This is a genomic window from Enterobacter cloacae complex sp. IR5384, assembly GCF_049237265.1.
GTDB lineage: Bacteria > Pseudomonadota > Gammaproteobacteria > Enterobacterales > Enterobacteriaceae > Enterobacter > Enterobacter cloacae.
Genome location: NZ_JBMKHJ010000003.1, coordinates 1 through 21,713 on the forward strand (window position 1 = coordinate 1; position 21,713 = coordinate 21,713).

Sequence of the window (21,713 nt, forward strand, 5' to 3'; positions counted from 1 at the left end):
CAGACACCGTCTGAATTTGCAGCGGGCTGGAGAAAGGGTCATTCTGAGAATGAAGATTCCGACGTTACTAACTGAGTGTTGTATCTAATCGTGGGGGCAGGTCAGCCTCTCCCGGCGCTGATTCAGGTATTGCGCACGGTTGTAAACACCACGAACACCGCCGATCTTATGCGCCAGGCATTTCTCCACCCAGTCGGAGTTGTAACCTTGCTCATGTAGCAATGTGCTGGCAGTACGCCGGAAGTCATGAATAACAAAATCCCTGACGTTCAGATCCAGCGTACGCACCGCGCAGTTAAGCGTTGTTTTGGAAATTGGGCGACGGTAGTCGTTTCGGCTGGGGAAGATGTATGGAGAATCTCCGGCCAGAAATTTTAACTCTTCGAACATCGCCAGCGCTTGCTTTGACAGCGGAACAATATGTGGGTTATCCATCTTCATTCTTTCGCCGGGTATACGCCATTCCAGCGCGTTGAAGTTAACTTCACTCCATGTCAATCATCTCCGATTTACGCACCATGCAGATGAGCAGCAGGTGCAGGGCCAGTTTGTGGCGTCGGTTCATGTTAGAGGTGTAGATCCCCCGTAGCAGGATGCCGATCTCTTCTGCCGTTAGCGCCACGTCGCGGCTTGTTGCTTGTGCGATATAACGGGCGTTGATAGCGGCTACCGGGTTGTTGAAGATGATTCCCCCTGGAAATCGCATAGGCTAGCATGCGTTTAAGCACGTTTCGCGTCAGCGGCGCGACGTGATCCGAACCTCGTTGCTTGATGCGGTCGAGCACGATCTGAATGTGGGCAGTTGTGAGTTCTTCGAGTTCCAGCTTCCCGATGATGGGAATGATGACCTTCTCGATAACGCGAGTGATGTTGCGCGGATCGCGGTTACTTTTTTCAACGATATCGGTCAGCCAGCGTTTGGCGAATGTTTTGACTGTTGTTGGGTCTTTCTGTTTAAGCTTTTCTTCCTGCTTTTTCTGCGCGGGATTGATGCCATAAGCCACCATTGAGCGGCACTTTTCACGCCAAAGCCGCGCTTCTGCAAGTGAGAAAGCAGGGTATTCGCCCAGCGTGATCTTTTGCGATTTGTTGTCAAAGCGGTAGCGGAAACGCCATATTTTCCGTCCGGTGGGAAGAACTTCAATCACCAGCCCGTCATGATCGGCAAGTTGCCAGGGCGGTTTCTGGGAGCAAGTTTGCGTAGTATGGTATCTGAAAGTGCCATATCTCACCTCTACAGTGTGTCCATGAGCATCCTTTCAAATAGATTGTTTAATATTGGATTATTTTTCACTGTGTCCATGAGAAGGCAGATTTGAGGGTTTTTATACCGTTTTTTGTGCCCATTTGATGTGTTTTTTAGCTCAAAAAAATAAACAATGACACACGAGGAATTTAAAGATGGGCACAATTCAGGACACAAAAAACGCAGATGAACCCGCACGACTATGGGCGAATACGGAAAGTAAAAACCCGCATTAACAGGTAGTTAATGCGGGTTAGTGAACGTTCACGGACGAGGATGGACTAAAACTTACTTACCAATACAGAAGCTCGAGAAGATCCTCCCAAGCAGATCGTCCGACGTAAACTCCCCGGTGATCTCACTCAGATTCTGCTGCGCCAGGCGCAACTCTTCCGCCAGCAATTCCCCCGCCCATGCGCCAATCAGCTGCGCTTTGCCCTGCTCAAGGTGACGTGCCGCCTCTTCCAGCGCCTGCAGGTGGCGACGCCGCGCCAGGAAGCCGCCTTCCATGCTGGTGTCAAAGCCCATGCTCTGCTTGAGATGGTTACGCAGGTCGTCAACGCCCTCGCCGGTGCGGGCCGACAGACGGATAAGTGAGTGACCATTCACATCGCTGATGCCCAGCGTTTCGCCGGTGACGTCTGCTTTGTTACGCACTACGGTGATCGGCAGTTTAGCTGGCAGACGGGCGATAAAGTCCGGCCAGATCTCCGCCGGGTCTACGGCGTCGGTCGTGGTGCCATCTACCATAAACAGCACACGGTCGGCCTGCTCAATCTCCTGCCAGGCGCGCTCGATACCAATACGCTCCACTTCGTCGCTGGCATCACGCAGACCCGCAGTGTCGATGATATGCAACGGCATGCCGTCGATGTGAATATGCTCACGCAGCACGTCGCGGGTGGTCCCGGCGATGTCGGTCACGATCGCCGCCTCACGGCCCGCGAGGGCGTTCAGCAGGCTCGATTTACCGGCGTTTGGACGACCCGCGATGACCACCTTCATCCCTTCACGCAGCAGGCTCCCCTGGCGCGCTTCGGCGCGAACGGCATCGAGATCGGCCATCACGTCATTGAGCTGGGCTTCAATTTTACCGTCAGAGAGAAAGTCGATTTCTTCATCCGGGAAGTCAATCGCTGCTTCGACGTAGATCCTGAGGTGAGTAAGTGCTTCCACAAGGTGATTTACGCGTGCGGAAAACACGCCCTGCAACGAGTTCAGAGCAGAGCGAGCCGCCTGTTCAGAGCTGGCGTCGATCAGGTCTGCAATCGCCTCGGCTTGCGCCAGGTCGAGCTTGTCGTTGAGGAAGGCACGTTCGGAGAACTCGCCCGGCTTCGCAATGCGCAGGCCCGGCAGAGTCAGAATACGTTTTAACAGCAGGTCGAGGATGACCGGGCCACCGTGACCCTGCAGCTCCAGCACGTCTTCACCAGTAAAGGAGTTCGGGCCGGGGAACCACAGCGCAATGCCCTGGTCCAGTGGGGTACCGTCGCTGTCTTTAAACGGCAGATAATCAGCGTAGCGCGGCTTTGGCAGTTTACCCAGCACCGCTTCAGCGACCTCGCGCGCCTTCAGGCCGGAGATACGCAAAATGCCTACACCACCGCGTCCCGGTGGGGTTGCCTGGGCGACGATAGTGTCGTTATGGCTCATGGTTGCTCTCGTTCAATACAAATAAAAAAGGCGGTCAATCGACCGCCCTTATTTTAGCGTTAACTTACCGAATCAGGACTTTTTCTTTTCGCGGCTATGCAGGCCACGTTTTTCCAGACCACGGTAAATCAGCTGCTGCTGGATGATGGTCACCAGGTTGCTGACGATATAGTACAGCACCAGACCTGACGGGAACCACAGGAAGAACACGGTGAAGATGACCGGCATAAAGGTCATGATCTTCTGCTGCATCGGGTCGGTCACGGTGGTCGGAGACATCTTCTGGATGAAGAACATCGTCACGCCCATCAGGATCGGCAGGATGTAGTACGGGTCCTGTGCGGACAGGTCATGGATCCACAGGGCGAACGGCGCATGGCGCAGCTCAACGGAACCCATCAGCATGTAGTACAGCGCAAGGAAGATTGGCATCTGAATCAGCAGCGGGAAGCAGCCACCCAGCGGGTTCACTTTCTCTGCTTTATACAGGGCCATCATCTCCTGGCTCTGACGCTGTTTGTCATCGCCCAGACGCTCGCGCATTGCCTGAATCTTCGGCTGCAGCATACGCATCTTCGCCATGGAGGTGTACTGCGCTTTGGTCAGCGGGTACATGATGCCACGTACGATGAAGGTGATAACGATGATGGAGAAGCCCCAGTTACCCAGGAAGCTGTGGATGAACTTCAGCAGCTTGAACAGCGGCTGAGAGATGAACCACAACCAGCCGTAGTCAACGGTCAGATCCAGGTGCGGTGCAACAGCAGCCATTTTGTCCTGGATTTCCGGGCCGACCCACAGGGTGCTTGCCAGCTTACCGGTTTGACCCGGCTGAACCAGAACCGGCTGAGATTTGTAGCCGATAGCCGCAATACCGTTGCCCAGATTCGCGGTGTAGAAGTTATTGGTACCGTCGTTATTTGGGATCCATGCCGTTGCGAAATACTGCTGCAACATTGCCACCCAACCGCCTTTGGAGCTGACGTTCAGGTTTTCGTTATCGGCAATGGTGTCGAATTTGTATTTCTCATACTTCGCGTCAGGCGTGGAGTATGCCGCGCCACGGAAGGTATGCAGCGCAAAGTTGCTGCTTCCGGTGTCACGGTGAGACGGCAGATTGATGGACTGCTTCAGCTGACCAAAGGTCGATACTTCAAGCGGTTTCGCACCGGCGTTCTGTACGCTGTAGCCCACGTTCACTGCATATTCACCGCGTTTCAGGGTGAAGGTTTTAGTGAAGGTGTTGCCTGCCGCGTCGGTGTAGGTCATCGGAATAACGAGTTCGTTCTGGCCATCAGCCAGTACAAAGGTGTCGTTTTCGACGTTGTACAGTGGACGCGCACCGTTAGCCGGGTTATCCGGGCCATCACGACCGGTCAGGCCGCTCTGCGCCTGGTAGATAAACTCTGGCGTGGTTTCCAGTAACTGGAACGGCTCGGTAGACTTCAGCTCTTTCGGGTAGGTCAACAGCAGCGCCTGCTCAACATCACCACCACGGGTGTTGATAGTCAGCTCAAGCACATCGGTCTTAACCGTAATCTGTTTCCCCTGGCCACTGGCCGGTACGCCCTGGTCGGCGGCACTCCCCTGGCTGCTCGTTGTCTGCGTGGTCTGCTGCTGGGGTTGAGGATTTTTATCCTGCTCCCATGCCTGCCAGATCATGAAAGACACGAACAACAAAGCGATGATAAGAAGATTGCGTTGCGAATCCATCGTTAGTGTTCTCTGGTATCAAAGGGTCCTGGGGGGACGGGGTCGTCTCCACCTGGGTGTAAAGGGTGGCATTTTAATACGCGTTTCACCGTCAACCAACTGCCTTTTATCACTCCAAACCTGCGCAATGCCTCAATTCCGTAGCTTGAGCATGTTGGCGTGAAACGGCAGTGTGGCCCGAGTAGCGGACTAATCAGGCGTTGATAGACCCGAATGAGGGCTATCAGGACCCGCGAGCCAGGCGACAGTGGCGGCGCCATAATTTTTCCAACGCTTCCGAGAGAGCACGGTTATCGAGGTCGGCAACCCCTTTTTTCGCCACCACCACGAAATCCATAGAAGGCAGTTCGTGCTGACGTAAACGGAAGCTTTCACGCGTCAGACGTTTAATCCGGTTGCGTTCATGCGCACGCTTAACGTTTTTCTTGGCGACAGTAAGACCGATGCGGGGATGCCCCAGCGAATTTTGGCGGCCGAGGATGGTGATTTGCGGCGTGCCAGCCCGTAGTGGCTGCTGGAAGACGAAAGTGAAATGAGCGGGAGTTAACAAACGTAACTCCCTGGGAAATGCTAGCTTAACCACTCAGGGGTTAGCTTTATTACTTGGAAACGGTCAGACGAGCGCGGCCTTTAGCACGACGACGTGCCAGAACCTGACGACCATTTTTAGTAGCCATACGAGCACGGAAGCCGTGAGAACGGTTGCGCTTCAGTACAGACGGTTGAAAAGTGCGTTTCATGGCGATTTCTACCTAAACTTGAATAAATTCACTGACTTTTGCGTATACCCGAACGAGATTCGAACGACTAACGCCTCAGCGTGGGTGATTAAAGAGGCCGGATTGTAATAATTGTACACTCCGGAGTCAATTCTCTTTCCTTATTTCCCGCGTATTTCCGCACGATTTCGCGTGGAAAATGAGCAACGGACGACGCAGGAAGAAGAGCATCACGCGCCGGGTCGAGGATTATACGGTCTCATCAACAAAGCGCAAGGATCGTCCTGGATCTTCGTTAGATCATTTAAGCAAAAAATTGTCTGTTCTCATTAAATTTTCCAATATGCGGGCTAAATCGTGGGGCACTCCCGCCAGGATCGTTTACACTTACCCGGTTTCGGATCTTCCTGTGGATAAATCGGGAAGAATCTGTGAGAAACAGAAGATCTCTGGCTCAGTTTAGGCTATGATCCGCGGTCCCGATCGGGATCCAGCGATCCTGGCCGGGTATAACCGCAGATAGCGGTTCGCACATCACCCTTTTGCACAGGGTCATGTCGATGTGCGCCAACAATCATGAATATTCAATAGTTTTCTTTTATTGTTCGAGTGGAGTCCGCCGTGTCACTTTCGCTTTGGCAGCAGTGTCTTGCCCGATTGCAGGATGAGTTACCAGCCACAGAATTCAGTATGTGGATCCGCCCGTTGCAGGCGGAACTGAGCGATAACACGCTGGCTTTGTATGCGCCAAACCGTTTTGTGCTCGATTGGGTAAGGGACAAGTACCTTAATAACATCAACGGACTGCTGAATGATTTCTGCGGGTCAGATGCCCCGCAGCTGCGCTTTGAAGTAGGCACAAAGCCGGTTACCCAGACGGTGCGCGAAACCGTAAACGTGGCAGCGCCTGCTCAGGCGGCACCCGCTCCGGCTCCTCGCGTTGCTCCTGCTGCACGTCCGGGTTGGGATAATGTGCCTGCCCCGGCAGAACCGACCTACCGCTCTAACGTTAACGTCAAACACACCTTCGATAACTTCGTGGAAGGTAAATCGAACCAGCTGGCACGCGCGGCGGCTCGCCAGGTGGCAGACAACCCCGGTGGAGCCTATAACCCGCTGTTCCTCTATGGCGGCACGGGTCTGGGTAAAACGCACCTTCTGCACGCGGTGGGTAACGGCATTATGGCGCGCAAGCCAAATGCGAAAGTGGTGTATATGCACTCCGAGCGCTTCGTTCAGGACATGGTAAAGGCCCTGCAAAACAATGCGATCGAAGAGTTTAAACGCTATTATCGTTCTGTTGATGCGCTGCTGATCGATGACATTCAGTTCTTTGCGAATAAAGAACGATCGCAGGAGGAGTTTTTCCACACCTTCAATGCGCTGCTGGAAGGTAACCAGCAGATCATTTTGACCTCGGATCGTTATCCAAAAGAGATCAACGGTGTGGAAGATCGTCTGAAATCCCGCTTCGGCTGGGGCCTGACCGTGGCGATCGAGCCGCCGGAACTGGAAACCCGCGTCGCGATCCTGATGAAAAAAGCCGATGAGAACGACATTCGCCTGCCGGGTGAAGTGGCGTTCTTTATTGCCAAGCGTCTGCGTTCCAACGTTCGTGAGCTGGAAGGGGCGCTGAACCGCGTAATCGCCAATGCCAACTTTACCGGCCGCGCGATCACTATCGATTTTGTGCGTGAAGCGCTGCGCGATCTGCTGGCACTGCAGGAAAAACTGGTCACTATCGACAACATTCAGAAGACGGTGGCCGAGTACTACAAAATCAAAGTGGCAGATTTACTGTCTAAACGTCGTTCCCGCTCGGTGGCGCGCCCGCGTCAGATGGCGATGGCGCTGGCAAAGGAGTTAACCAACCACAGTCTGCCGGAGATCGGCGATGCGTTTGGTGGCCGTGACCATACGACCGTGCTGCACGCTTGTCGCAAGATTGAGCAGTTACGCGAAGAAAGCCACGACATAAAAGAAGATTTTTCCAATTTAATCAGAACATTATCATCGTGACGCTATGAAATTTACCGTTGAACGTGAACATTTATTAAAACCGCTGCAACAGGTGAGTGGCCCACTAGGTGGCCGCCCAACGCTGCCTATTCTCGGAAACCTGCTGCTTCAGGTCGCGGACGGTACGCTGTCGCTGACCGGCACAGACCTGGAAATGGAAATGATCGCGCGCGTTACGCTGACTCAGCCGCATGACGCAGGCGCGACCACGGTTCCGGCACGTAAATTCTTTGATATCTGCCGCGGGCTGCCGGAAGGCGCAGAGATCGCGGTGCAGCTGGAAGGCGACCGCATGCTGGTGCGCTCTGGCCGCAGCCGTTTCTCCCTCTCCACGCTGCCTGCTGCGGACTTCCCGAACCTGGACGACTGGCAAAGTGAAGTCGAATTCACCCTGCCGCAGGCGACGATGAAGCGTCTGATTGAAGCCACGCAGTTCTCTATGGCGCACCAGGACGTTCGTTACTATTTAAACGGCATGCTGTTCGAAACCGAAGGGGAAGAGCTGCGTACCGTGGCCACCGACGGCCACCGTCTGGCGGTCTGTTCCATGCCAATTGGCGACTCACTACCAAACCATTCGGTGATCGTGCCGCGTAAAGGCGTAATTGAGCTGATGCGTATGCTCGACGGTGGCGACACGCCGCTGCGCGTGCAGATCGGCAGCAACAACATCCGCGCTCACGTGGGCGATTTTGTCTTCACATCCAAGCTGGTTGACGGTCGTTTCCCGGATTATCGCCGCGTATTGCCGAAGAACCCGGACAAAACGCTGGAAGCGGGTTGCGATAGCCTCAAGCAGGCGTTTGCCCGTGCGGCCATTCTCTCGAACGAGAAATTCCGCGGTGTGCGCCTGTACGTAAGTGAAAACCAGATCAAAATCACCGCCAACAACCCGGAGCAGGAAGAGGCAGAAGAGATTCTGGACGTCACCTACGCCGGGGCTGAGATGGAAATCGGGTTTAATGTCAGCTACGTGCTGGACGTGCTGAATGCACTGAAATGCGAGAACGTTCGCATTCTGCTGACTGACTCCGTTTCGAGCGTACAGATTGAAGATGCCGCATCACAGTCGGCTGCGTATGTTGTTATGCCAATGAGACTGTAATGTCGCTCACCCGTCTGTTGATCCGCGACTTTCGCAATATCGAAAGCGCGGATCTCGCTTTATCCCCTGGCTTTAACTTCCTGGTTGGCGCAAACGGCAGCGGCAAAACCAGTGTGCTTGAAGCCATCTATACGCTCGGCCATGGCCGGGCGTTTCGCAGTTTGCAGATTGGTCGCGTGATTCGCCACGAACAGGAATCCTTTGTCCTGCACGGGCGTTTGCAGGGTGAGGAGCGGGAAACCGCCATTGGCCTGACCAAAGACAAGCAGGGCGACAGCAAGGTGCGCATCGACGGTACCGACGGCCACAAAGTGGCGGAGCTGGCGCTGCTGATGCCGATGCAGCTGATCACACCGGAGGGGTTTACTTTACTCAACGGCGGCCCCAAATACAGAAGAGCGTTCCTCGACTGGGGATGCTTTCACAACGAAGCCGGTTTCTTTAACGCCTGGAGCAACCTGAAGCGTCTGCTTAAGCAGCGTAACGCAGCATTGCGCCAGGTCACGCGCTACGCCCAGCTGCGCCCGTGGGACATGGAATTAATTCCTCTTGCGGAACAAATCAGCCGCTGGCGTGCCGAATACAGCGCAGGCATCGCCGAAGATATGGCCGACACCTGCAAACAGTTTTTACCTGAATTTTCTCTCACCTTCTCCTTCCAGCGCGGCTGGGAAAAAGAGACGGATTATGCCGAGGTGCTGGAGAGAAACTTCGAGCGCGACCGTATGTTGACCTACACCTCGCACGGCCCGCACAAGGCGGATTTCCGCATTCGTGCTGACGGTGCGCCGGTAGAAGACACCCTGTCGCGCGGGCAGCTCAAGCTCCTGATGTGCGCGCTGCGCCTGGCGCAGGGGGAGTTCCTCACCCGCGAAAGCGGGCGACGCTGCCTGTACCTGATAGATGATTTTGCCTCGGAACTTGACGACGCGCGGCGCGGGCTGCTTGCCAGCCGCCTGAAAGCCACGCAGTCGCAGGTTTTCGTCAGCGCCATTAGCGCTGAACACGTTATGGACATGTCGGACGAAAATTCGAAGATGTTTACCGTGGAAAAGGGTAAAATAACGGATTAACCCAAGTTGAAATGAGCGAGAAACGTTGATGTCGAATTCTTATGACTCCTCCAGTATCAAAGTCCTGAAAGGGCTGGATGCGGTGCGTAAGCGCCCGGGTATGTATATCGGCGATACGGATGACGGCACCGGTCTGCACCACATGGTATTCGAGGTGGTAGATAACGCTATCGACGAAGCGCTCGCGGGTCACTGTAAAGACATTATCGTCACCATCCACGCCGATAACTCTGTTTCCGTACAGGATGACGGCCGTGGTATCCCCACCGGTATCCACCCGGAAGAGGGCGTGTCTGCTGCAGAAGTGATCATGACCGTTCTGCACGCAGGCGGTAAATTTGACGATAACTCCTATAAAGTCTCCGGCGGCTTGCACGGCGTAGGTGTTTCCGTGGTAAACGCCCTGTCGCAGAAACTGGAACTGGTTATCCAGCGCGAAGGCAAAATTCACCGCCAGATCTATCAGCACGGTGTGCCTGAAGCGCCGCTGGCCGTGACCGGCGATACCGAAAAAACCGGTACCATGGTGCGTTTCTGGCCGAGCCTCGAAACCTTCACCAACGTCACCGAGTTCGAGTACGACATCCTGGCAAAACGCCTGCGTGAACTGTCGTTCCTGAACTCCGGCGTCTCAATTCGTCTGCGTGACAAACGCGACAACAAAGAAGACCACTTCCACTACGAAGGCGGTATCAAGGCGTTCGTTGAGTACCTGAACAAGAACAAAACGCCAATTCACCCGAATATCTTCTACTTCTCCACTGAAAAAGACGGTATCGGCGTGGAAGTGGCATTGCAGTGGAACGACGGTTTCCAGGAAAACATCTACTGCTTCACCAACAACATTCCACAGCGTGACGGTGGTACGCACCTTGCGGGCTTCCGTGCGGCGATGACCCGTACCCTGAACGCCTACATGGACAAAGAAGGCTACAGCAAAAAAGCGAAAGTCAGCGCCACCGGTGATGACGCCCGTGAAGGCCTGATTGCTGTTGTCTCCGTGAAAGTGCCGGATCCGAAGTTCTCCTCACAGACCAAAGACAAGCTGGTCTCCTCTGAGGTGAAATCGGCGGTTGAACAGCAGATGAACGAACTGCTGAGCGACTACCTGCAGGAAAACCCGAACGACGCGAAAATTGTTGTCGGTAAAATTATCGATGCGGCGCGTGCCCGTGAAGCGGCGCGTAAAGCCCGTGAAATGACCCGCCGTAAAGGCGCGCTGGACTTAGCGGGTCTGCCGGGCAAACTGGCTGACTGCCAGGAACGCGACCCGGCGCTGTCCGAACTGTACCTTGTGGAAGGGGACTCCGCGGGCGGTTCTGCGAAGCAGGGCCGTAACCGTAAGAACCAGGCCATCCTGCCGTTGAAAGGTAAAATCCTCAACGTTGAGAAAGCGCGTTTCGACAAAATGCTCTCTTCTCAGGAAGTGGCGACGCTGATCACCGCGCTGGGCTGCGGCATTGGTCGTGACGAATACAACCCGGACAAGCTGCGCTATCACAGCATCATCATCATGACCGATGCGGACGTCGACGGCTCGCACATCCGTACGCTGCTGTTGACCTTCTTCTACCGTCAGATGCCGGAAATCGTTGAACGCGGCCACGTCTACATTGCACAGCCGCCGCTGTACAAAGTGAAGAAAGGCAAACAGGAACAGTACATCAAAGATGACGACGCGATGGATCAGTACCAAATCGCGATCGCACTTGATGGTGCGACCCTGCATGCGAACTCCAGCGCTCCGGCACTGGCAGGTGAGCCGCTGGAGCGTCTGGTGTCTGAGTTCAACGCCACGCAGAAAATGATTGGTCGTATGGAGCGTCGCTATCCAAAAGCGCTGCTGAAGGAGCTGATCTATCAGCCAACCCTGACTGAAGCCGATCTGAGCAACGAGCAGGCGGTGACCCGCTGGGTGAACGCGCTGGTGAGCGAGCTGAACGAGAAAGAGCAGCACGGTAGCCAGTGGAAGTTCGACGTTCAGCAGAACGCGGCGCAGCAGTTTGAGCCGATTATTCGCGTGCGTACCCACGGCGTCGATACCGATTACCCGCTAGAGCACGAGTTTGTGACCGGCCCGGAATACCGTCGTATCTGCACTCTCGGCGAGAAGCTGCGTGGTCTGATTGAAGACGATGCGTTCATCGAACGTGGCGAACGTCGTCAGCCGGTGGCCAGCTTCGAACAGGCGCTGGAATGGCTGGTGAAAGAGTCCCGTCGCGGCCTCTCTATCCAGCGTTATAAAGGTCTGGGCGAAATGAACCCGGATCAGCTGTGGGAAACCACCATGGATCCGGAAAGCCGTCGCATGCTGCGCGTTACCGTTAAAGACGCGATTGCTGCCGACCAGCTGTTCACGACCCTGATGGGCGATGCGGTTGAACCTCGTCGTGCCTTCATAGAAGAGAATGCGCTGAAAGCGGCGAATATCGATATTTAATCGTTGTTATACAGCACGACTCAGGCCGCGCATTTAGCGCGGCTTTTTTTTTGGCTCAGGCATATCCAGCGACAGCACTGACGGTAAACGGCTGGCAAGCGTATCGATGGCAATTCTGACTCTGAGTGGCAGATGCGGCGTATGTTGCCAGACTGCATGAACGTCGAAGCGTACGTCCGGCGCCTGCTTTAAAAGCGGGATGAGTTTCCCCTGCTGTATTTCTCTGCGGGCCATCCAGCAGGGCAACCATGCAATGCCGTATCCTGCCAGCGCTGCGTCGCAAATCGCCTGTAAATCATCCATATTGAGGGATGAGCGGGGAGTAAAGGTGTGCGATCTCCCTTCGTTATCCATCAGCTGCCAGGGTAACACTCTGCCTGCTCGCAGATAGTTAATGGCAGTATGGTGGGGTAAATCAGCAACGGTGTCTGGCTGACCGCTTTTTTGCAGATATTCTGGCGCAGCACAGAGCACCATGCGGTGTTCTCCCAGCCTTCTGGCGACCAGAACGCTACTGTCCTGCAGCGTGCCGTTGCGCACCGCCATATCAAACCCTTCCTCTACGAGATCCACCACGCGGTCGCTGAATGACATTTCCAGTTCAAGACCGGGATGTTCCTGCGCCAGTTCTATCAGCAGTGGCGCGACACACTGGCGACCAAACAGCACCGGCATGGCCACACGCAGGCGGCCGCTGATCTGCTGCTTCCCCGTTTCCAGCAGCGACTCCGCACCCCTAATCTCCTCCAGCGCGCGCAGGCAGCGCTCGTAAAAAAGCGCCCCGTTATCGGTCAGGCTTTGGCTGCGGGTGGTGCGGTGAAACAGACGGACTCCCAGCCGCTCTTCCAGGCGAGCGATGCTTTTTCCCACCGCGGAGCGCGACAAATGCAGGCGGATCGCGGCCTGCGCAAAACTGCCCGCCTCCACGGCGGCCACGAAAACGGGAATATCCTTCAGCGTACTGGTCATGGATTGTTTCCATTATGGCGTCAATAGTGGGAAAAGTTATCGCCACTGGCAACAAGGAGTCAACGGTAGACTGTCGATACTGAAGCTTATTTAACGGCAGGAGAAAACGATGGCAGAGACAATGCAACGCTGGTCAATGAACGCTCTCGGACGGGAGAATCTTAAACTCACCCAGGAACCTGTTCCGAAGCCAGGTCCAGGCGAAGTGCGCGTGCGGGTGAATGCCGTTGCGCTCAACTATCGCGATAAAATGGTTATTGAAGGCATGATGCCGATCCCGCTTTCCTTCCCGTTCACACCGGCGTCTGACATGGCCGGCGTGGTGGACAGCATTGGTGAAGGCGTGACGCGTTTTCAACCCGGCGCTCGCGTCATCTCGACGTTCTTCCCGGAGTGGATCGATGGCAGGCCGCAGGCGGATGCCCGTCATTTGCCCTATAAAACGAGCGGAGGGTACTTCCCGGGGATGCTGGCTGAGTACGTGATCGTGAATGAAAACGGGCTGGTGGCCGCTCCGGAAACCCTGGATGACGTTGAGGCCAGCACATTACCTTGTGCAGGGCTAACCGCCTGGTTTGCGCTGGTGGAGCGCGGGAACTTGCGAGCCGGACAATCGGTGCTGGTACAAGGCACCGGCGGGGTGGCGATTTTCGCACTGCAAATTGCAAAAGCACTCGGTGCAGAGGTTTACGTGACTTCGGGGAGTGATGAAAAGCTGGCGCGGGCCAAAAAACTGGGAGCCGATCGGGGTATCAACCGGCTGAAAGGCGACTGGGCTGAAGCGCTTTTAACGCTGACTCAGGATCGCGGCATTGACCACATAATTGAAACCGTGGGGGGAGAAAACCTGCAGCACTCCCTGCGTGCCGTTGCCGTTCATGGACGCATCTCGGTTATTGGCGTGCTGGCCGGGAGCGAGATTACGCTATCAGCGGGTGAGTTGTTGCTGAAATCCCCGGTTATTCAGGGGATTGGTGTCGGGCATCGCCGTGCGCTGGAAGAGTTTGTCCGCGCCGTGGAAGTGACAGGGCTGAAACCGGTCATTGAGCAGCGCTACCGTTTTGACCAGCTGGAGCAGGCGCTGGAACACCTCGATCGCGGCGCGTTTGGTAAAATCGTCCTCACCCGCGAGTGAACCAACGTTCCCCGGGATTGCGGAAAAAGGGGTTTTCTGTTGCGCAATGTAGCTCTATTTTTGTGTGCTTAATCGCGTTAGCATGAGGTAGCACTCATTTATCCCGGGGATCTCATGGCTATCAAACTCATTGCAATCGATATGGACGGCACGCTGCTGCTGCCAGACCACACTATCTCTCCAGCCGTTAAAAACGCAATCGCCGCGGCGCGCGCAAAGGGCGTGAATGTGGTACTGACCACCGGGCGTCCGTATGCGGGCGTGCACAGCTACCTCAAAGAGCTACACATGAATCAGCCGGGTGATTACTGCATCACCTATAACGGCGCGCTGGTGCAGAAAGCGGCGGACGGCAGCACGGTTGCGCAAACCGCGCTGAATTATGATGACTATCTGTTCCTGGAAAAACTGTCCCGTGAAGTCGGGTCTCACTTCCACGCGCTCGATCGTACAACGCTCTACACCGCTAACCGCGACATCAGCTATTACACCGTGCACGAATCGTATGTCGCCACCATTCCGCTGGTGTTCTGTGAAGCAGAAAAAATGGATCCGAACACTCAGTTCCTGAAAGTGATGATGATCGATGAGCCTGAGATCCTCGATAAAGCCATTGCGCGCATCCCGGCGGAGGTCAAAGAGAAATACACCGTGCTGAAAAGCGCACCGTACTTCCTCGAAATCCTCGATAAACGCGTCAATAAGGGCACCGGCGTGAAGTCGCTTGCCGACGCGCTGGGCATTAAGCCTGAAGAGATCATGGCCCTGGGCGATCAGGAAAACGACATCGCAATGATTGAATACGCGGGTATGGGCGTGGCGATGGAAAACGCCATCCCGTCAGTGAAAGAAGTGGCGAACTTCGTCACCAAATCTAACCTGGAAGACGGCGTGGCTTACGCGATTGAGAAATTTGTCCTCTCCTAACAGTCGCCCTTAATCATCAGCCTCGGTTATCAACCGGGGCTTTTTTTGGCCCTGAGTTTATTGAATTGTTCTTTTTGTGATCTGGATTGTAGTACAACATTAATTGATTGTACTACATTGTCACCACAGCAAAGGCGAAAGGCCTCACGTTTGTACTGCAAAAGTGAGGCGAAATTCAGCGGTCGCGGTAAAGTAGTGATGGACTTACAGAGCACAAGGACTCTCCATGACTCTCAATAAAACCGATCGCATTGTCATCACGCTGGGTACACAGATTGTGGGTGGCAAATATGTTCCCGGCTCGCCGCTGCCGGCAGAGGCAGAACTGTGTGAGGAGTTTGAAACCTCCCGCAACATCATCCGGGAAGTGTTCCGCTCGCTGATGGCGAAGCGGCTGATTGAAATGAAACGCTATCGCGGCGCGTTTGTTGCCCCGCGCAACCAGTGGAACTACCTCGATACCGATGTTCTGCAGTGGGTACTGGAAAACGATTACGACCCGCGGCTGATTGGCGCCATGAGCGAGGTACGAAACCTGGTAGAACCGGCTATCGCCCGCTGGGCGGCAGAGCGCGCCACCTCAGGTGACCTGGCGCAGATTGAGTCGGCGCTGAACGACATGATCGCCAATAACCAGAACCGTGAGGCATTTAACGAGGCGGATATTCGCTACCACGAGGCGGTACTGCAGTCGGTGCATAACCCGGTTTTACAGCAGCTTAGCGTGGCGATCAGCTCGCTACAGCGAGCAGTATTTGAACGTACCTGGATGGGTGATGAGGCCAATATGCCAAAAACGCTCCAGGAACATAAAGCGCTGTTCGATGCGATACGGCATCAGGACGGCGATGCGGCAGAGCAGGCGGCGCTCACCATGATTGCCAGCTCAACACGAAGGCTGAAGGAAATCACATGACATCACGCTACATCGCAATTGACTGGGGATCGACCAATCTGCGCGCCTGGCTGTACCAGGGCGAGCAGTGCCTGGAGAGCAGGCAATCAGAAGCAGGCGTGACGCGTCTGAACGGAAAATCCCCCGAGGCGGTGTTAGCAGAGGTGACACAAAACTGGCGCGACAGCGCCACGCCCGTGGTGATGGCGGGGATGGTGGGCAGCAACGTGGGCTGGAAAATCGCGCCTTATCTGCCTGTTCCTGTCTCTTTCTCCGCCATTGGCAAGCAGTTAACGTCCGTTGGCGACAATATCTGGATTGTTCCCGGTTTGTGCGTCTCGCGCGACGATAACCATAACGTGATGCGCGGTGAAGAGACACAGCTGCTCGGTGCACGCACGCTTTCTCCTTCTTCTGTCTACGTCATGCCCGGCACGCACTGCAAGTGGGTCCAGGCAGATGCAGAGCATATCCACGATTTTCGCACCGTAATGACCGGCGAATTGCACCATTTGCTGCTTAATCATTCGCTGTTGGGGGCCGGTTTACCGGAGCAGGTTCCGTCGCCGGAGGCGTTTGCTGCTGGCCTTGCTCGTGGGATCGCTTCTCCTGATGTTTTGCCGCAACTTTTTGAGGTTCGCGCCTCGCACGTGCTGGGAAATCTCCCGCGCGAGCAGGTCAGCGAGTTTCTTTCTGGCCTGCTGATTGGCGCAGAAGTCGCCAGCATGCGTGAGTTCGTCGGGCGCGAGCAGCTGTCACGATTGTCGCTGGTGCAGCGCTGACGTCGCGCTACGAGCAGGCGTTTCGCGCGATTGGCCGTGAAGTATCAACGGTACCCGGCGACACGGCATTTCAGGCAGGAATAAGGAGCATCGCTCATGCAGTGGCAAACTAGTCTTCCCCTTATCGCAATCTTGCGCGGCATTACCCCCGACGAGGCGCTGGCGCACGTCGGTGCCGTGATCGACGCCGGATTCGACGCGGTGGAAATCCCGCTCAACTCCCCCGAATGGGAAAAAAGTATTCCGACAGTGGTGGAGGCCTTTGGTGATAAAGCGCTGATTGGCGCAGGAACCGTCTTGCAGCCGGAGCAGGTGGAGAGGCTGGCAAAGATGGGCTGCAAGCTCATCGTCACCCCCAACATCAACCCCGAGGTGATCCGCCGCGCGGTGAGCCATGGGATGACCGTGTGTCCAGGATGCGCGACGGCAACCGAAGCCTTTACCGCCCTCGAGGCGGGTGCGCAGTCGCTCAAAATTTTCCCCTCTTCAGCCTTTGGTCCTGACTATATCAAAGCACTGAAAGCGGTCTTGCCCGCCAGCGTGCCGGTCTTTGCCGTGGGCGGCGTGACGCCAGAAAACCTGGCGCAGTGGATTAACGCCGGTTGTGTGGGCGCGGGGCTGGGCAGCGATCTCTATCGCGCCGGACAGTCCGTTGAGCGTACCGCGCAGCAGGCGGCAGCATTTGTGAAAGCGTATCGAGAGGCAGTGCAATGAAAATAACCAAACTCACCACGTACCGTTTACCCCCGCGCTGGATGTTCCTGAAAATTGAAACCGATGAAGGCGTGGTTGGCTGGGGCGAACCGGTGATAGAAGGGCGCGCGCGCACCGTGGAGGCCGCGGTGCATGAACTGGGGGAATACCTGATTGGACAGGATCCGGCACGCATTAACGACCTGTGGCAGGTGATGTACCGGGCGGGCTTTTATCGCGGTGGCCCAATCCTGATGAGCGCCATCGCCGGTATTGACCAGGCGCTGTGGGATATCAAAGGCAAAGTGCTGAATGCCCCGGTCTGGCAGCTGATGGGCGGCCTGGTACGCGACAAAATCAAAGCCTACAGCTGGGTGGGTGGCGACCGCCCTGCGGAAGTGATCGACGGCATTACGCAGCTGCGCAATATCGGCTTCGATACTTTTAAGCTTAACGGCTGTGAAGAGATGGGCGTGATTGACAACTCGCGCGCGGTGGACCGGGCGGTGAATACCGTGGCGCAAATCCGTGAAGCTTTCGGTAACGAGATTGAGTTTGGTCTGGACTTCCACGGACGCGTCAGTGCGCCAATGGCCAAAGTGCTGATTAAAGAGCTGGAGCCCTATCGTCCGCTGTTTATTGAAGAGCCCGTCCTGGCCGAGCAGGCGGAATACTATCCGAAACTGGCTGAACAGACCCATATTCCTATCGCCGCAGGTGAGCGTATGTTCTCGCGCTTCGAGTTCAAACGCGTGCTGGAGGCGGGCGGTATTGCGATCCTGCAACCGGATCTCTCCCATGCGGGCGGTATCACCGAATGCTACAAAATTGCCGGGATGGCAGAAGCCTACGATGTGGCGCTGGCGCCGCACTGTCCGCTGGGGCCCGTTGCGCTGGCGGCCTGCCTGCACGTGGATTTTGTCTCCCGCAATGCCGTGTTCCAGGAACAGAGCATGGGCATTCACTATAACAAGGGCGCGGAATTGCTCGACTTTGTGAAAAACAAAGAAGACTTCAGCATGGAAGGCGGTTTCTTCAAACCATTAATGAAGCCGGGCCTTGGCGTGGACATTGACGAAGCCAAAGTCATTGAGCTCAGTAAAAATGCGCCGGACTGGCGTAACCCGCTGTGGCGTCATGAGGACGGCTCCGTAGCCGAGTGGTAAATCGCCGGATGGCGCTACGCTTATCCGGCCTACTCTCCCGTAGGCCCGGTAAGCGAAGCGCCACCGGGCAATAAAAACGTACATACAAAAATATAACCCTCTGTAAATTACAGGGCATGGTGAGCGGCTTCGCTATGCCCAAAATCTGGAGACAGATTGCGATGGATATTCCAGTTACTGCTACAAAGACCGGGCGTCGCCGCTACCTGACGCTAATCATGATCTTTATTACCGTGGTCATTTGCTATGTTGACCGCGCCAACCTTGCCGTGGCCTCGGCCCATATTCAGGAAGAGTTTGGGATCACCAAGGCGGAAATGGGCTACGTCTTCTCGGCGTTTGCCTGGCTCTATACGCTCTGCCAGATCCCGGGCGGCTGGTTCCTCGACCGCGTAGGGTCGCGTCTGACCTACTTCATCGCCATTTTAGGCTGGTCCGTGGCGACCCTGTTCCAGGGCTTCGCGACCGGGCTGATGTCGCTGATTGGCCTGCGTGCTATCACCGGCGTTTTCGAGGCACCCGCGTTCCCCACCAACAACCGTATGGTCACCAGCTGGTTCCCGGAGCATGAACGTGCCTCTGCGGTGGGCTTTTACACCTCCGGGCAGTTTGTCGGCCTGGCGTTCCTGACCCCGCTGTTAATCTGGATCCAGGAGCTGCTAAGCTGGCACTGGGTGTTTATCGTCACCGGTGGGATCGGCATTATCTGGTCTCTGATCTGGTTCAAGGTCTATCAACCGCCACGTCTGACAAAAAATATCACCAAAGCGGAGCTGGACTACATCCGCGACGGTGGCGGCCTGGTAGACGGCGATGCGCCAGTGAAAAAAGAGGCGCGTCAGCCGCTGACCCGCGCGGACTGGAAGCTGGTCTTCCATCGTAAGCTGGTGGGGGTTTATCTCGGTCAGTTTGCGGTTACGTCGACGCTGTGGTTCTTCCTGACCTGGTTCCCGAATTACCTCACCCAGGAAAAGGGGATTACCGCGCTGAAGGCGGGCTTTATGACCACCGTGCCGTTCCTTGCCGCATTCTTTGGCGTGCTGCTCTCGGGCTGGCTGGCGGATAAGCTGGTCAAAAAAGGCGTCTCATTAGGTGTTGCGCGTAAAACGCCGATTATCTGCGGGCTGTTGATCTCAACCTGCATCATGGGCGCCAACTACACCAACGATCCGGTGTGGATTATGACCCTGATGGCGCTTGCGTTCTTCGGCAACGGTTTTGCCTCTATCACCTGGTCGCTGGTGTCGTCTCTGGCGCCGATGCGTCTGATTGGCCTGACCGGTGGTGTGTTCAACTTCGTCGGTGGACTCGGCGGGATCACTGTGCCGCTGGTCATCGGCTACCTGGCGCAGGACTACGGCTTTGGCCCGGCCCTGGTCTACATCTCCGCCGTGGCGTTGATTGGCGCGCTCTCCTACATCCTGCTGGTCGGCGACGTGAAACGAGTAGGCTAATCCCTTCGGATGTTTTACCCTGATGCGATAACTGCGCATCAGGGTATCCCATGAAACAAATCACCTTTGCTTCCCGCAACCACCAGCTCACCAATACCAATACCTGGACACCGGACAGCCAGTGGCTGGTCTACGATGTGCGCCCGTCCGGGGCATCGTTCACCGGCGAAACCATTGAGCGGGTAAACGTCAGTACGGGCGAGGTTGAGGTGATTTATCGTGCCACGCACGGCGCGCATGTCGGGGTGGTGACCGTTCATCCTGTACAAGACAAATATGTCTTTATCCACGGCCCGAAAAACCCGGATGCAGACTGGCAATACGATTTTCACCATCGCCAGGGCGTGATTGTCCATAACGGCCAGGCGAGCAACCTCGATGCCATGGATATCACCGCGCCCTATACCGCAGGCGCACTCCGTGGCGGCAGCCATGTACACGTCTTTAGCCCGAACGGGCAGTTCGTCAGCTTCACCTATAACGACCATGTGTTGCATGAGCGCGATCCAAAGCTCGATTTACGTAACGTTGGCGTCGCCGCACCCTTTGGCCCGGTCATCCCGCAGGGCAACCATCCTCATGAATATCCGGGCACCTTCTGGAGCGTGCTGGTAAGCCGCACGACGCCAAACCCACAGCCGGGCAGCGATGAGATCAACCGCGCCTATGAAGAGGGCTGGGTGGGCAACGGCAGGCTGGCGTTTATTGGCGATACCCTGTCTGTGAAAGGCGAAAAAGTGCCTGAACTGTTTATTGTCGATCTGCCCAAAGACGAGCAGGGCTGGAAACAAGCAGGCGATGCGCCATTGCAGGGCACGCCAGAGACGATGCCAGCACCGCCTGCTGGCGTGCTGCAGCGCCGTCTGACCTTTACCCATCAAAAGGCGTATCCGGGGCTGGTGAACGTGCCGCGCCACTGGGTGCGCAGCAACCCGCAGGGTACGCAGATTGCTTTTCTGATGCGTGATGATAACGGCATTGTCCAGCTGTGGCTGATCTCACCGGAGGGGGGCGAGCCGCGTCAGTTAACGCATACCGAAAGCGGTATCCAGTCGGCATTCAACTGGCATCCTTCGGGCGACAGTCTGGGATTTGTGCTGGAAAATCGTATCGCCTGCTGCGATGCGCAGACCGGAGAGGTCACGTTTTTGACGTCCGATCACGGCAATCCGCCGTCTGCCGATGCGGTCGTCTTTTCCCCGGACGGGCGCGCTATTGCATGGATGGAGGAGAAAGAGGGTTTCCGCCAGCTATGGCTAACGGAAACCGTACAGGATTAGCGTCGCGGCATCTCGGCGGGCGGGATAACGGCGTTGGTTGCCAGATTTTGCTGCTCGCTTTTCTCAACGCGCGAGCGTACGGAACTGTCCGTGCGGAACATATCCCAGGGCAGCAAAAGCGTATCGGCCACTGCCGTGAACGGCATATCGAGGATCACCAGGGATTTGGTGCCCCAGTTCGTGTCATCATCGGAGATCATCGCCGCGCTGGCGCGCGTCCCCGGATATGTTCCTTCTTTACCGCCGGTGTGAGACATCACGCTCGAACACCCGCAAAGTAAAACCACCCCGCTGAACATCGTCAGCTTAATCAGAACATTTTTCATCATCACTCAGTCATCGTTAATGGCACTGCATAGACCTGCAACTCTGGGTTATAGCGAGCCTTGTTGAAAATGAATAGTCCAATAACCCCGCACTGTGGCAGCCATCGCAATTTAACCC

Annotated in this window: 18 protein-coding genes and 2 pseudogenes; 12 read left to right on the forward strand and 8 right to left on the reverse strand. The window is 55.8% G+C overall.

Going from position 1 to position 21,713, the window contains the following annotated elements; genetic code table 11:
- Positions 1–102 precede the first annotated feature (102 nt).
- From ACOTX3_RS03600 to rpmH, 6 genes and pseudogenes are all read right to left on the reverse strand, one after another.
- Positions 103–1,225, reverse strand: a pseudogene (locus tag ACOTX3_RS03600) (tyrosine-type recombinase/integrase); the annotation flags it as partial.
- A gap of 309 nt (positions 1,226–1,534) precedes the next feature.
- Positions 1,535–2,899, reverse strand: a complete 1,365-nt coding sequence (gene mnmE / locus ACOTX3_RS03605; RefSeq protein WP_058678965.1) for a tRNA uridine-5-carboxymethylaminomethyl(34) synthesis GTPase MnmE — start codon at positions 2,897–2,899, stop codon at positions 1,535–1,537.
- A 72-nt stretch (positions 2,900–2,971) separates the two neighbouring features.
- Positions 2,972–4,612 carry a membrane protein insertase YidC gene (yidC, locus tag ACOTX3_RS03610; RefSeq protein WP_020685445.1) on the reverse strand — a complete coding sequence of 547 codons (1,641 nt, stop codon included), beginning with the start codon at positions 4,610–4,612 and terminating at the stop codon, positions 2,972–2,974.
- 2 nt (positions 4,613–4,614) lie between these two features.
- The gene (yidD, locus tag ACOTX3_RS03615) at positions 4,615–4,872 is read right to left on the reverse strand and encodes a membrane protein insertion efficiency factor YidD (RefSeq protein WP_001307474.1); all 258 of its coding nucleotides are present in this window, start codon (positions 4,870–4,872) and stop codon (positions 4,615–4,617) included.
- Complete coding sequence (rnpA, locus tag ACOTX3_RS03620) at positions 4,836–5,195, reverse strand: ribonuclease P protein component (protein ID WP_028028049.1); 360 nt, start codon at positions 5,193–5,195, stop codon at positions 4,836–4,838. The genes yidD and rnpA overlap by 37 nt, the downstream gene beginning before the upstream one ends.
- Before the next feature lie 16 nt (positions 5,196–5,211).
- Entirely contained in the window at positions 5,212–5,352 is a 141-nt protein-coding gene (gene rpmH / locus ACOTX3_RS03625; RefSeq protein ID WP_000831330.1) for a 50S ribosomal protein L34, read from the reverse strand.
- A 600-nt stretch (positions 5,353–5,952) separates the two neighbouring features.
- On the opposite strand from rpmH, the gene dnaA reads away from it, so the two are divergent.
- From dnaA to gyrB, 4 genes are read left to right on the forward strand one after another with little or no spacing between them, the layout of a single operon-like run.
- Complete coding sequence (gene dnaA, locus ACOTX3_RS03630) at positions 5,953–7,350, forward strand: chromosomal replication initiator protein DnaA (RefSeq protein ID WP_014830027.1); 1,398 nt, start codon at positions 5,953–5,955, stop codon at positions 7,348–7,350.
- Between the two features lie 4 nt (positions 7,351–7,354).
- On the forward strand, positions 7,355–8,455 hold the full coding sequence (gene dnaN / locus ACOTX3_RS03635) for a DNA polymerase III subunit beta (RefSeq protein WP_008500170.1): 1,101 nt from the start codon (positions 7,355–7,357) through the stop codon (positions 8,453–8,455).
- Positions 8,455–9,528: a DNA replication/repair protein RecF gene (gene recF / locus ACOTX3_RS03640; protein ID WP_058678966.1), complete on the forward strand. Its 1,074-nt coding sequence runs from the start codon at positions 8,455–8,457 to the stop codon at positions 9,526–9,528. Before dnaN ends, recF begins: the two co-directional genes overlap by 1 nt.
- A 28-nt stretch (positions 9,529–9,556) precedes the next feature.
- Positions 9,557–11,968, forward strand: coding sequence for a DNA topoisomerase (ATP-hydrolyzing) subunit B (gyrB, locus tag ACOTX3_RS03645; RefSeq protein ID WP_013094780.1), 2,412 nt, complete (start codon positions 9,557–9,559; stop codon positions 11,966–11,968).
- Positions 11,969–12,001: 33 nt separating this feature from the next.
- On the opposite strand, the gene ACOTX3_RS03650 is transcribed toward gyrB, so the two are convergent.
- Positions 12,002–12,937, reverse strand: a complete 936-nt coding sequence (locus ACOTX3_RS03650; protein WP_058678967.1) for a LysR family transcriptional regulator — start codon at positions 12,935–12,937, stop codon at positions 12,002–12,004.
- Between the two features lie 109 nt (positions 12,938–13,046).
- On the opposite strand from ACOTX3_RS03650, the gene ACOTX3_RS03655 reads away from it, so the two are divergent.
- The 8 genes and pseudogenes from ACOTX3_RS03655 (at position 13,047) to ACOTX3_RS03690 (ending at position 21,269) form a co-directional block, all read left to right on the forward strand.
- Positions 13,047–14,072, forward strand: a complete 1,026-nt coding sequence (locus ACOTX3_RS03655; RefSeq protein WP_013094782.1) for a zinc-dependent alcohol dehydrogenase family protein — start codon at positions 13,047–13,049, stop codon at positions 14,070–14,072.
- A 114-nt stretch (positions 14,073–14,186) separates the two neighbouring features.
- Complete coding sequence (gene yidA / locus ACOTX3_RS03660; RefSeq protein ID WP_020685441.1) at positions 14,187–14,999, forward strand: sugar-phosphatase; 813 nt, start codon at positions 14,187–14,189, stop codon at positions 14,997–14,999.
- A gap of 226 nt (positions 15,000–15,225) precedes the next feature.
- Entirely contained in the window at positions 15,226–15,915 is a 690-nt protein-coding gene (gene dgoR, locus ACOTX3_RS03665; RefSeq protein ID WP_003861109.1) for a D-galactonate utilization transcriptional regulator DgoR, read from the forward strand.
- Positions 15,912–16,789: pseudogene (locus tag ACOTX3_RS03670) on the forward strand (2-dehydro-3-deoxygalactonokinase). The gene dgoR and the pseudogene ACOTX3_RS03670 overlap by 4 nt, the downstream one beginning before the upstream one ends.
- Positions 16,773–17,390: a 2-dehydro-3-deoxy-6-phosphogalactonate aldolase gene (locus tag ACOTX3_RS03675; RefSeq protein WP_013094785.1), complete on the forward strand. Its 618-nt coding sequence runs from the start codon at positions 16,773–16,775 to the stop codon at positions 17,388–17,390. Before ACOTX3_RS03670 ends, ACOTX3_RS03675 begins: the two are co-directional and overlap by 17 nt.
- Positions 17,387–18,535, forward strand: a complete 1,149-nt coding sequence (gene dgoD, locus ACOTX3_RS03680) for a galactonate dehydratase (RefSeq protein ID WP_013094786.1) — start codon at positions 17,387–17,389, stop codon at positions 18,533–18,535. Before ACOTX3_RS03675 ends, dgoD begins: the two co-directional genes overlap by 4 nt.
- 116 nt (positions 18,536–18,651) lie before the next feature.
- Positions 18,652–19,989, forward strand: a complete 1,338-nt coding sequence (locus tag ACOTX3_RS03685) for an MFS transporter (RefSeq protein ID WP_161496901.1) — start codon at positions 18,652–18,654, stop codon at positions 19,987–19,989.
- Positions 19,990–20,039: 50 nt separating this feature from the next.
- The gene (locus tag ACOTX3_RS03690; RefSeq protein ID WP_058678969.1) at positions 20,040–21,269 is read left to right on the forward strand and encodes a DUF3748 domain-containing protein; all 1,230 of its coding nucleotides are present in this window, start codon (positions 20,040–20,042) and stop codon (positions 21,267–21,269) included.
- Here ACOTX3_RS03690 and ACOTX3_RS03695 read toward each other — a convergent pair.
- Positions 21,266–21,598 (reverse strand): YceK/YidQ family lipoprotein, encoded by a 333-nt coding sequence (locus ACOTX3_RS03695; RefSeq protein ID WP_020685435.1) that lies wholly within the window; start codon positions 21,596–21,598, stop codon positions 21,266–21,268. The genes ACOTX3_RS03690 and ACOTX3_RS03695 overlap by 4 nt on opposite strands.
- Between the last annotated feature and the right edge of the window lie 115 nt (positions 21,599–21,713).

Excerpts from the sequence above, each read along its gene's own strand:
- recF (WP_058678966.1), top strand. The coding sequence starts at position 8,455 with ATGTCGCTCACCCGTCTGTTGATCCGCGACTTTCGCAATATCGAAAGC.
- rpmH (WP_000831330.1), bottom strand. The coding sequence starts at position 5,352 with ATGAAACGCACTTTTCAACCGTCTGTACTGAAGCGCAACCGTTCTCAC.
- ACOTX3_RS03685 (WP_161496901.1), top strand. The coding sequence starts at position 18,652 with ATGGTGAGCGGCTTCGCTATGCCCAAAATCTGGAGACAGATTGCGATG.
- dnaN (WP_008500170.1), top strand. The coding sequence starts at position 7,355 with ATGAAATTTACCGTTGAACGTGAACATTTATTAAAACCGCTGCAACAG.
- yidD (WP_001307474.1), bottom strand. The coding sequence starts at position 4,872 with ATGGCGCCGCCACTGTCGCCTGGCTCGCGGGTCCTGATAGCCCTCATT.
- mnmE (WP_058678965.1), bottom strand. The coding sequence starts at position 2,899 with ATGAGCCATAACGACACTATCGTCGCCCAGGCAACCCCACCGGGACGC.
- ACOTX3_RS03675 (WP_013094785.1), top strand. The coding sequence starts at position 16,773 with ATGCAGTGGCAAACTAGTCTTCCCCTTATCGCAATCTTGCGCGGCATT.
- dgoR (WP_003861109.1), top strand. The coding sequence starts at position 15,226 with ATGACTCTCAATAAAACCGATCGCATTGTCATCACGCTGGGTACACAG.
- dgoD (WP_013094786.1), top strand. The coding sequence starts at position 17,387 with ATGAAAATAACCAAACTCACCACGTACCGTTTACCCCCGCGCTGGATG.
- yidA (WP_020685441.1), top strand. The coding sequence starts at position 14,187 with ATGGCTATCAAACTCATTGCAATCGATATGGACGGCACGCTGCTGCTG.
- ACOTX3_RS03695 (WP_020685435.1), bottom strand. The coding sequence starts at position 21,598 with ATGATGAAAAATGTTCTGATTAAGCTGACGATGTTCAGCGGGGTGGTT.
- gyrB (WP_013094780.1), top strand. The coding sequence starts at position 9,557 with ATGTCGAATTCTTATGACTCCTCCAGTATCAAAGTCCTGAAAGGGCTG.
- yidC (WP_020685445.1), bottom strand. The coding sequence starts at position 4,612 with ATGGATTCGCAACGCAATCTTCTTATCATCGCTTTGTTGTTCGTGTCT.
- ACOTX3_RS03690 (WP_058678969.1), top strand. The coding sequence starts at position 20,040 with ATGAAACAAATCACCTTTGCTTCCCGCAACCACCAGCTCACCAATACC.
- ACOTX3_RS03650 (WP_058678967.1), bottom strand. The coding sequence starts at position 12,937 with ATGACCAGTACGCTGAAGGATATTCCCGTTTTCGTGGCCGCCGTGGAG.
- ACOTX3_RS03655 (WP_013094782.1), top strand. The coding sequence starts at position 13,047 with ATGGCAGAGACAATGCAACGCTGGTCAATGAACGCTCTCGGACGGGAG.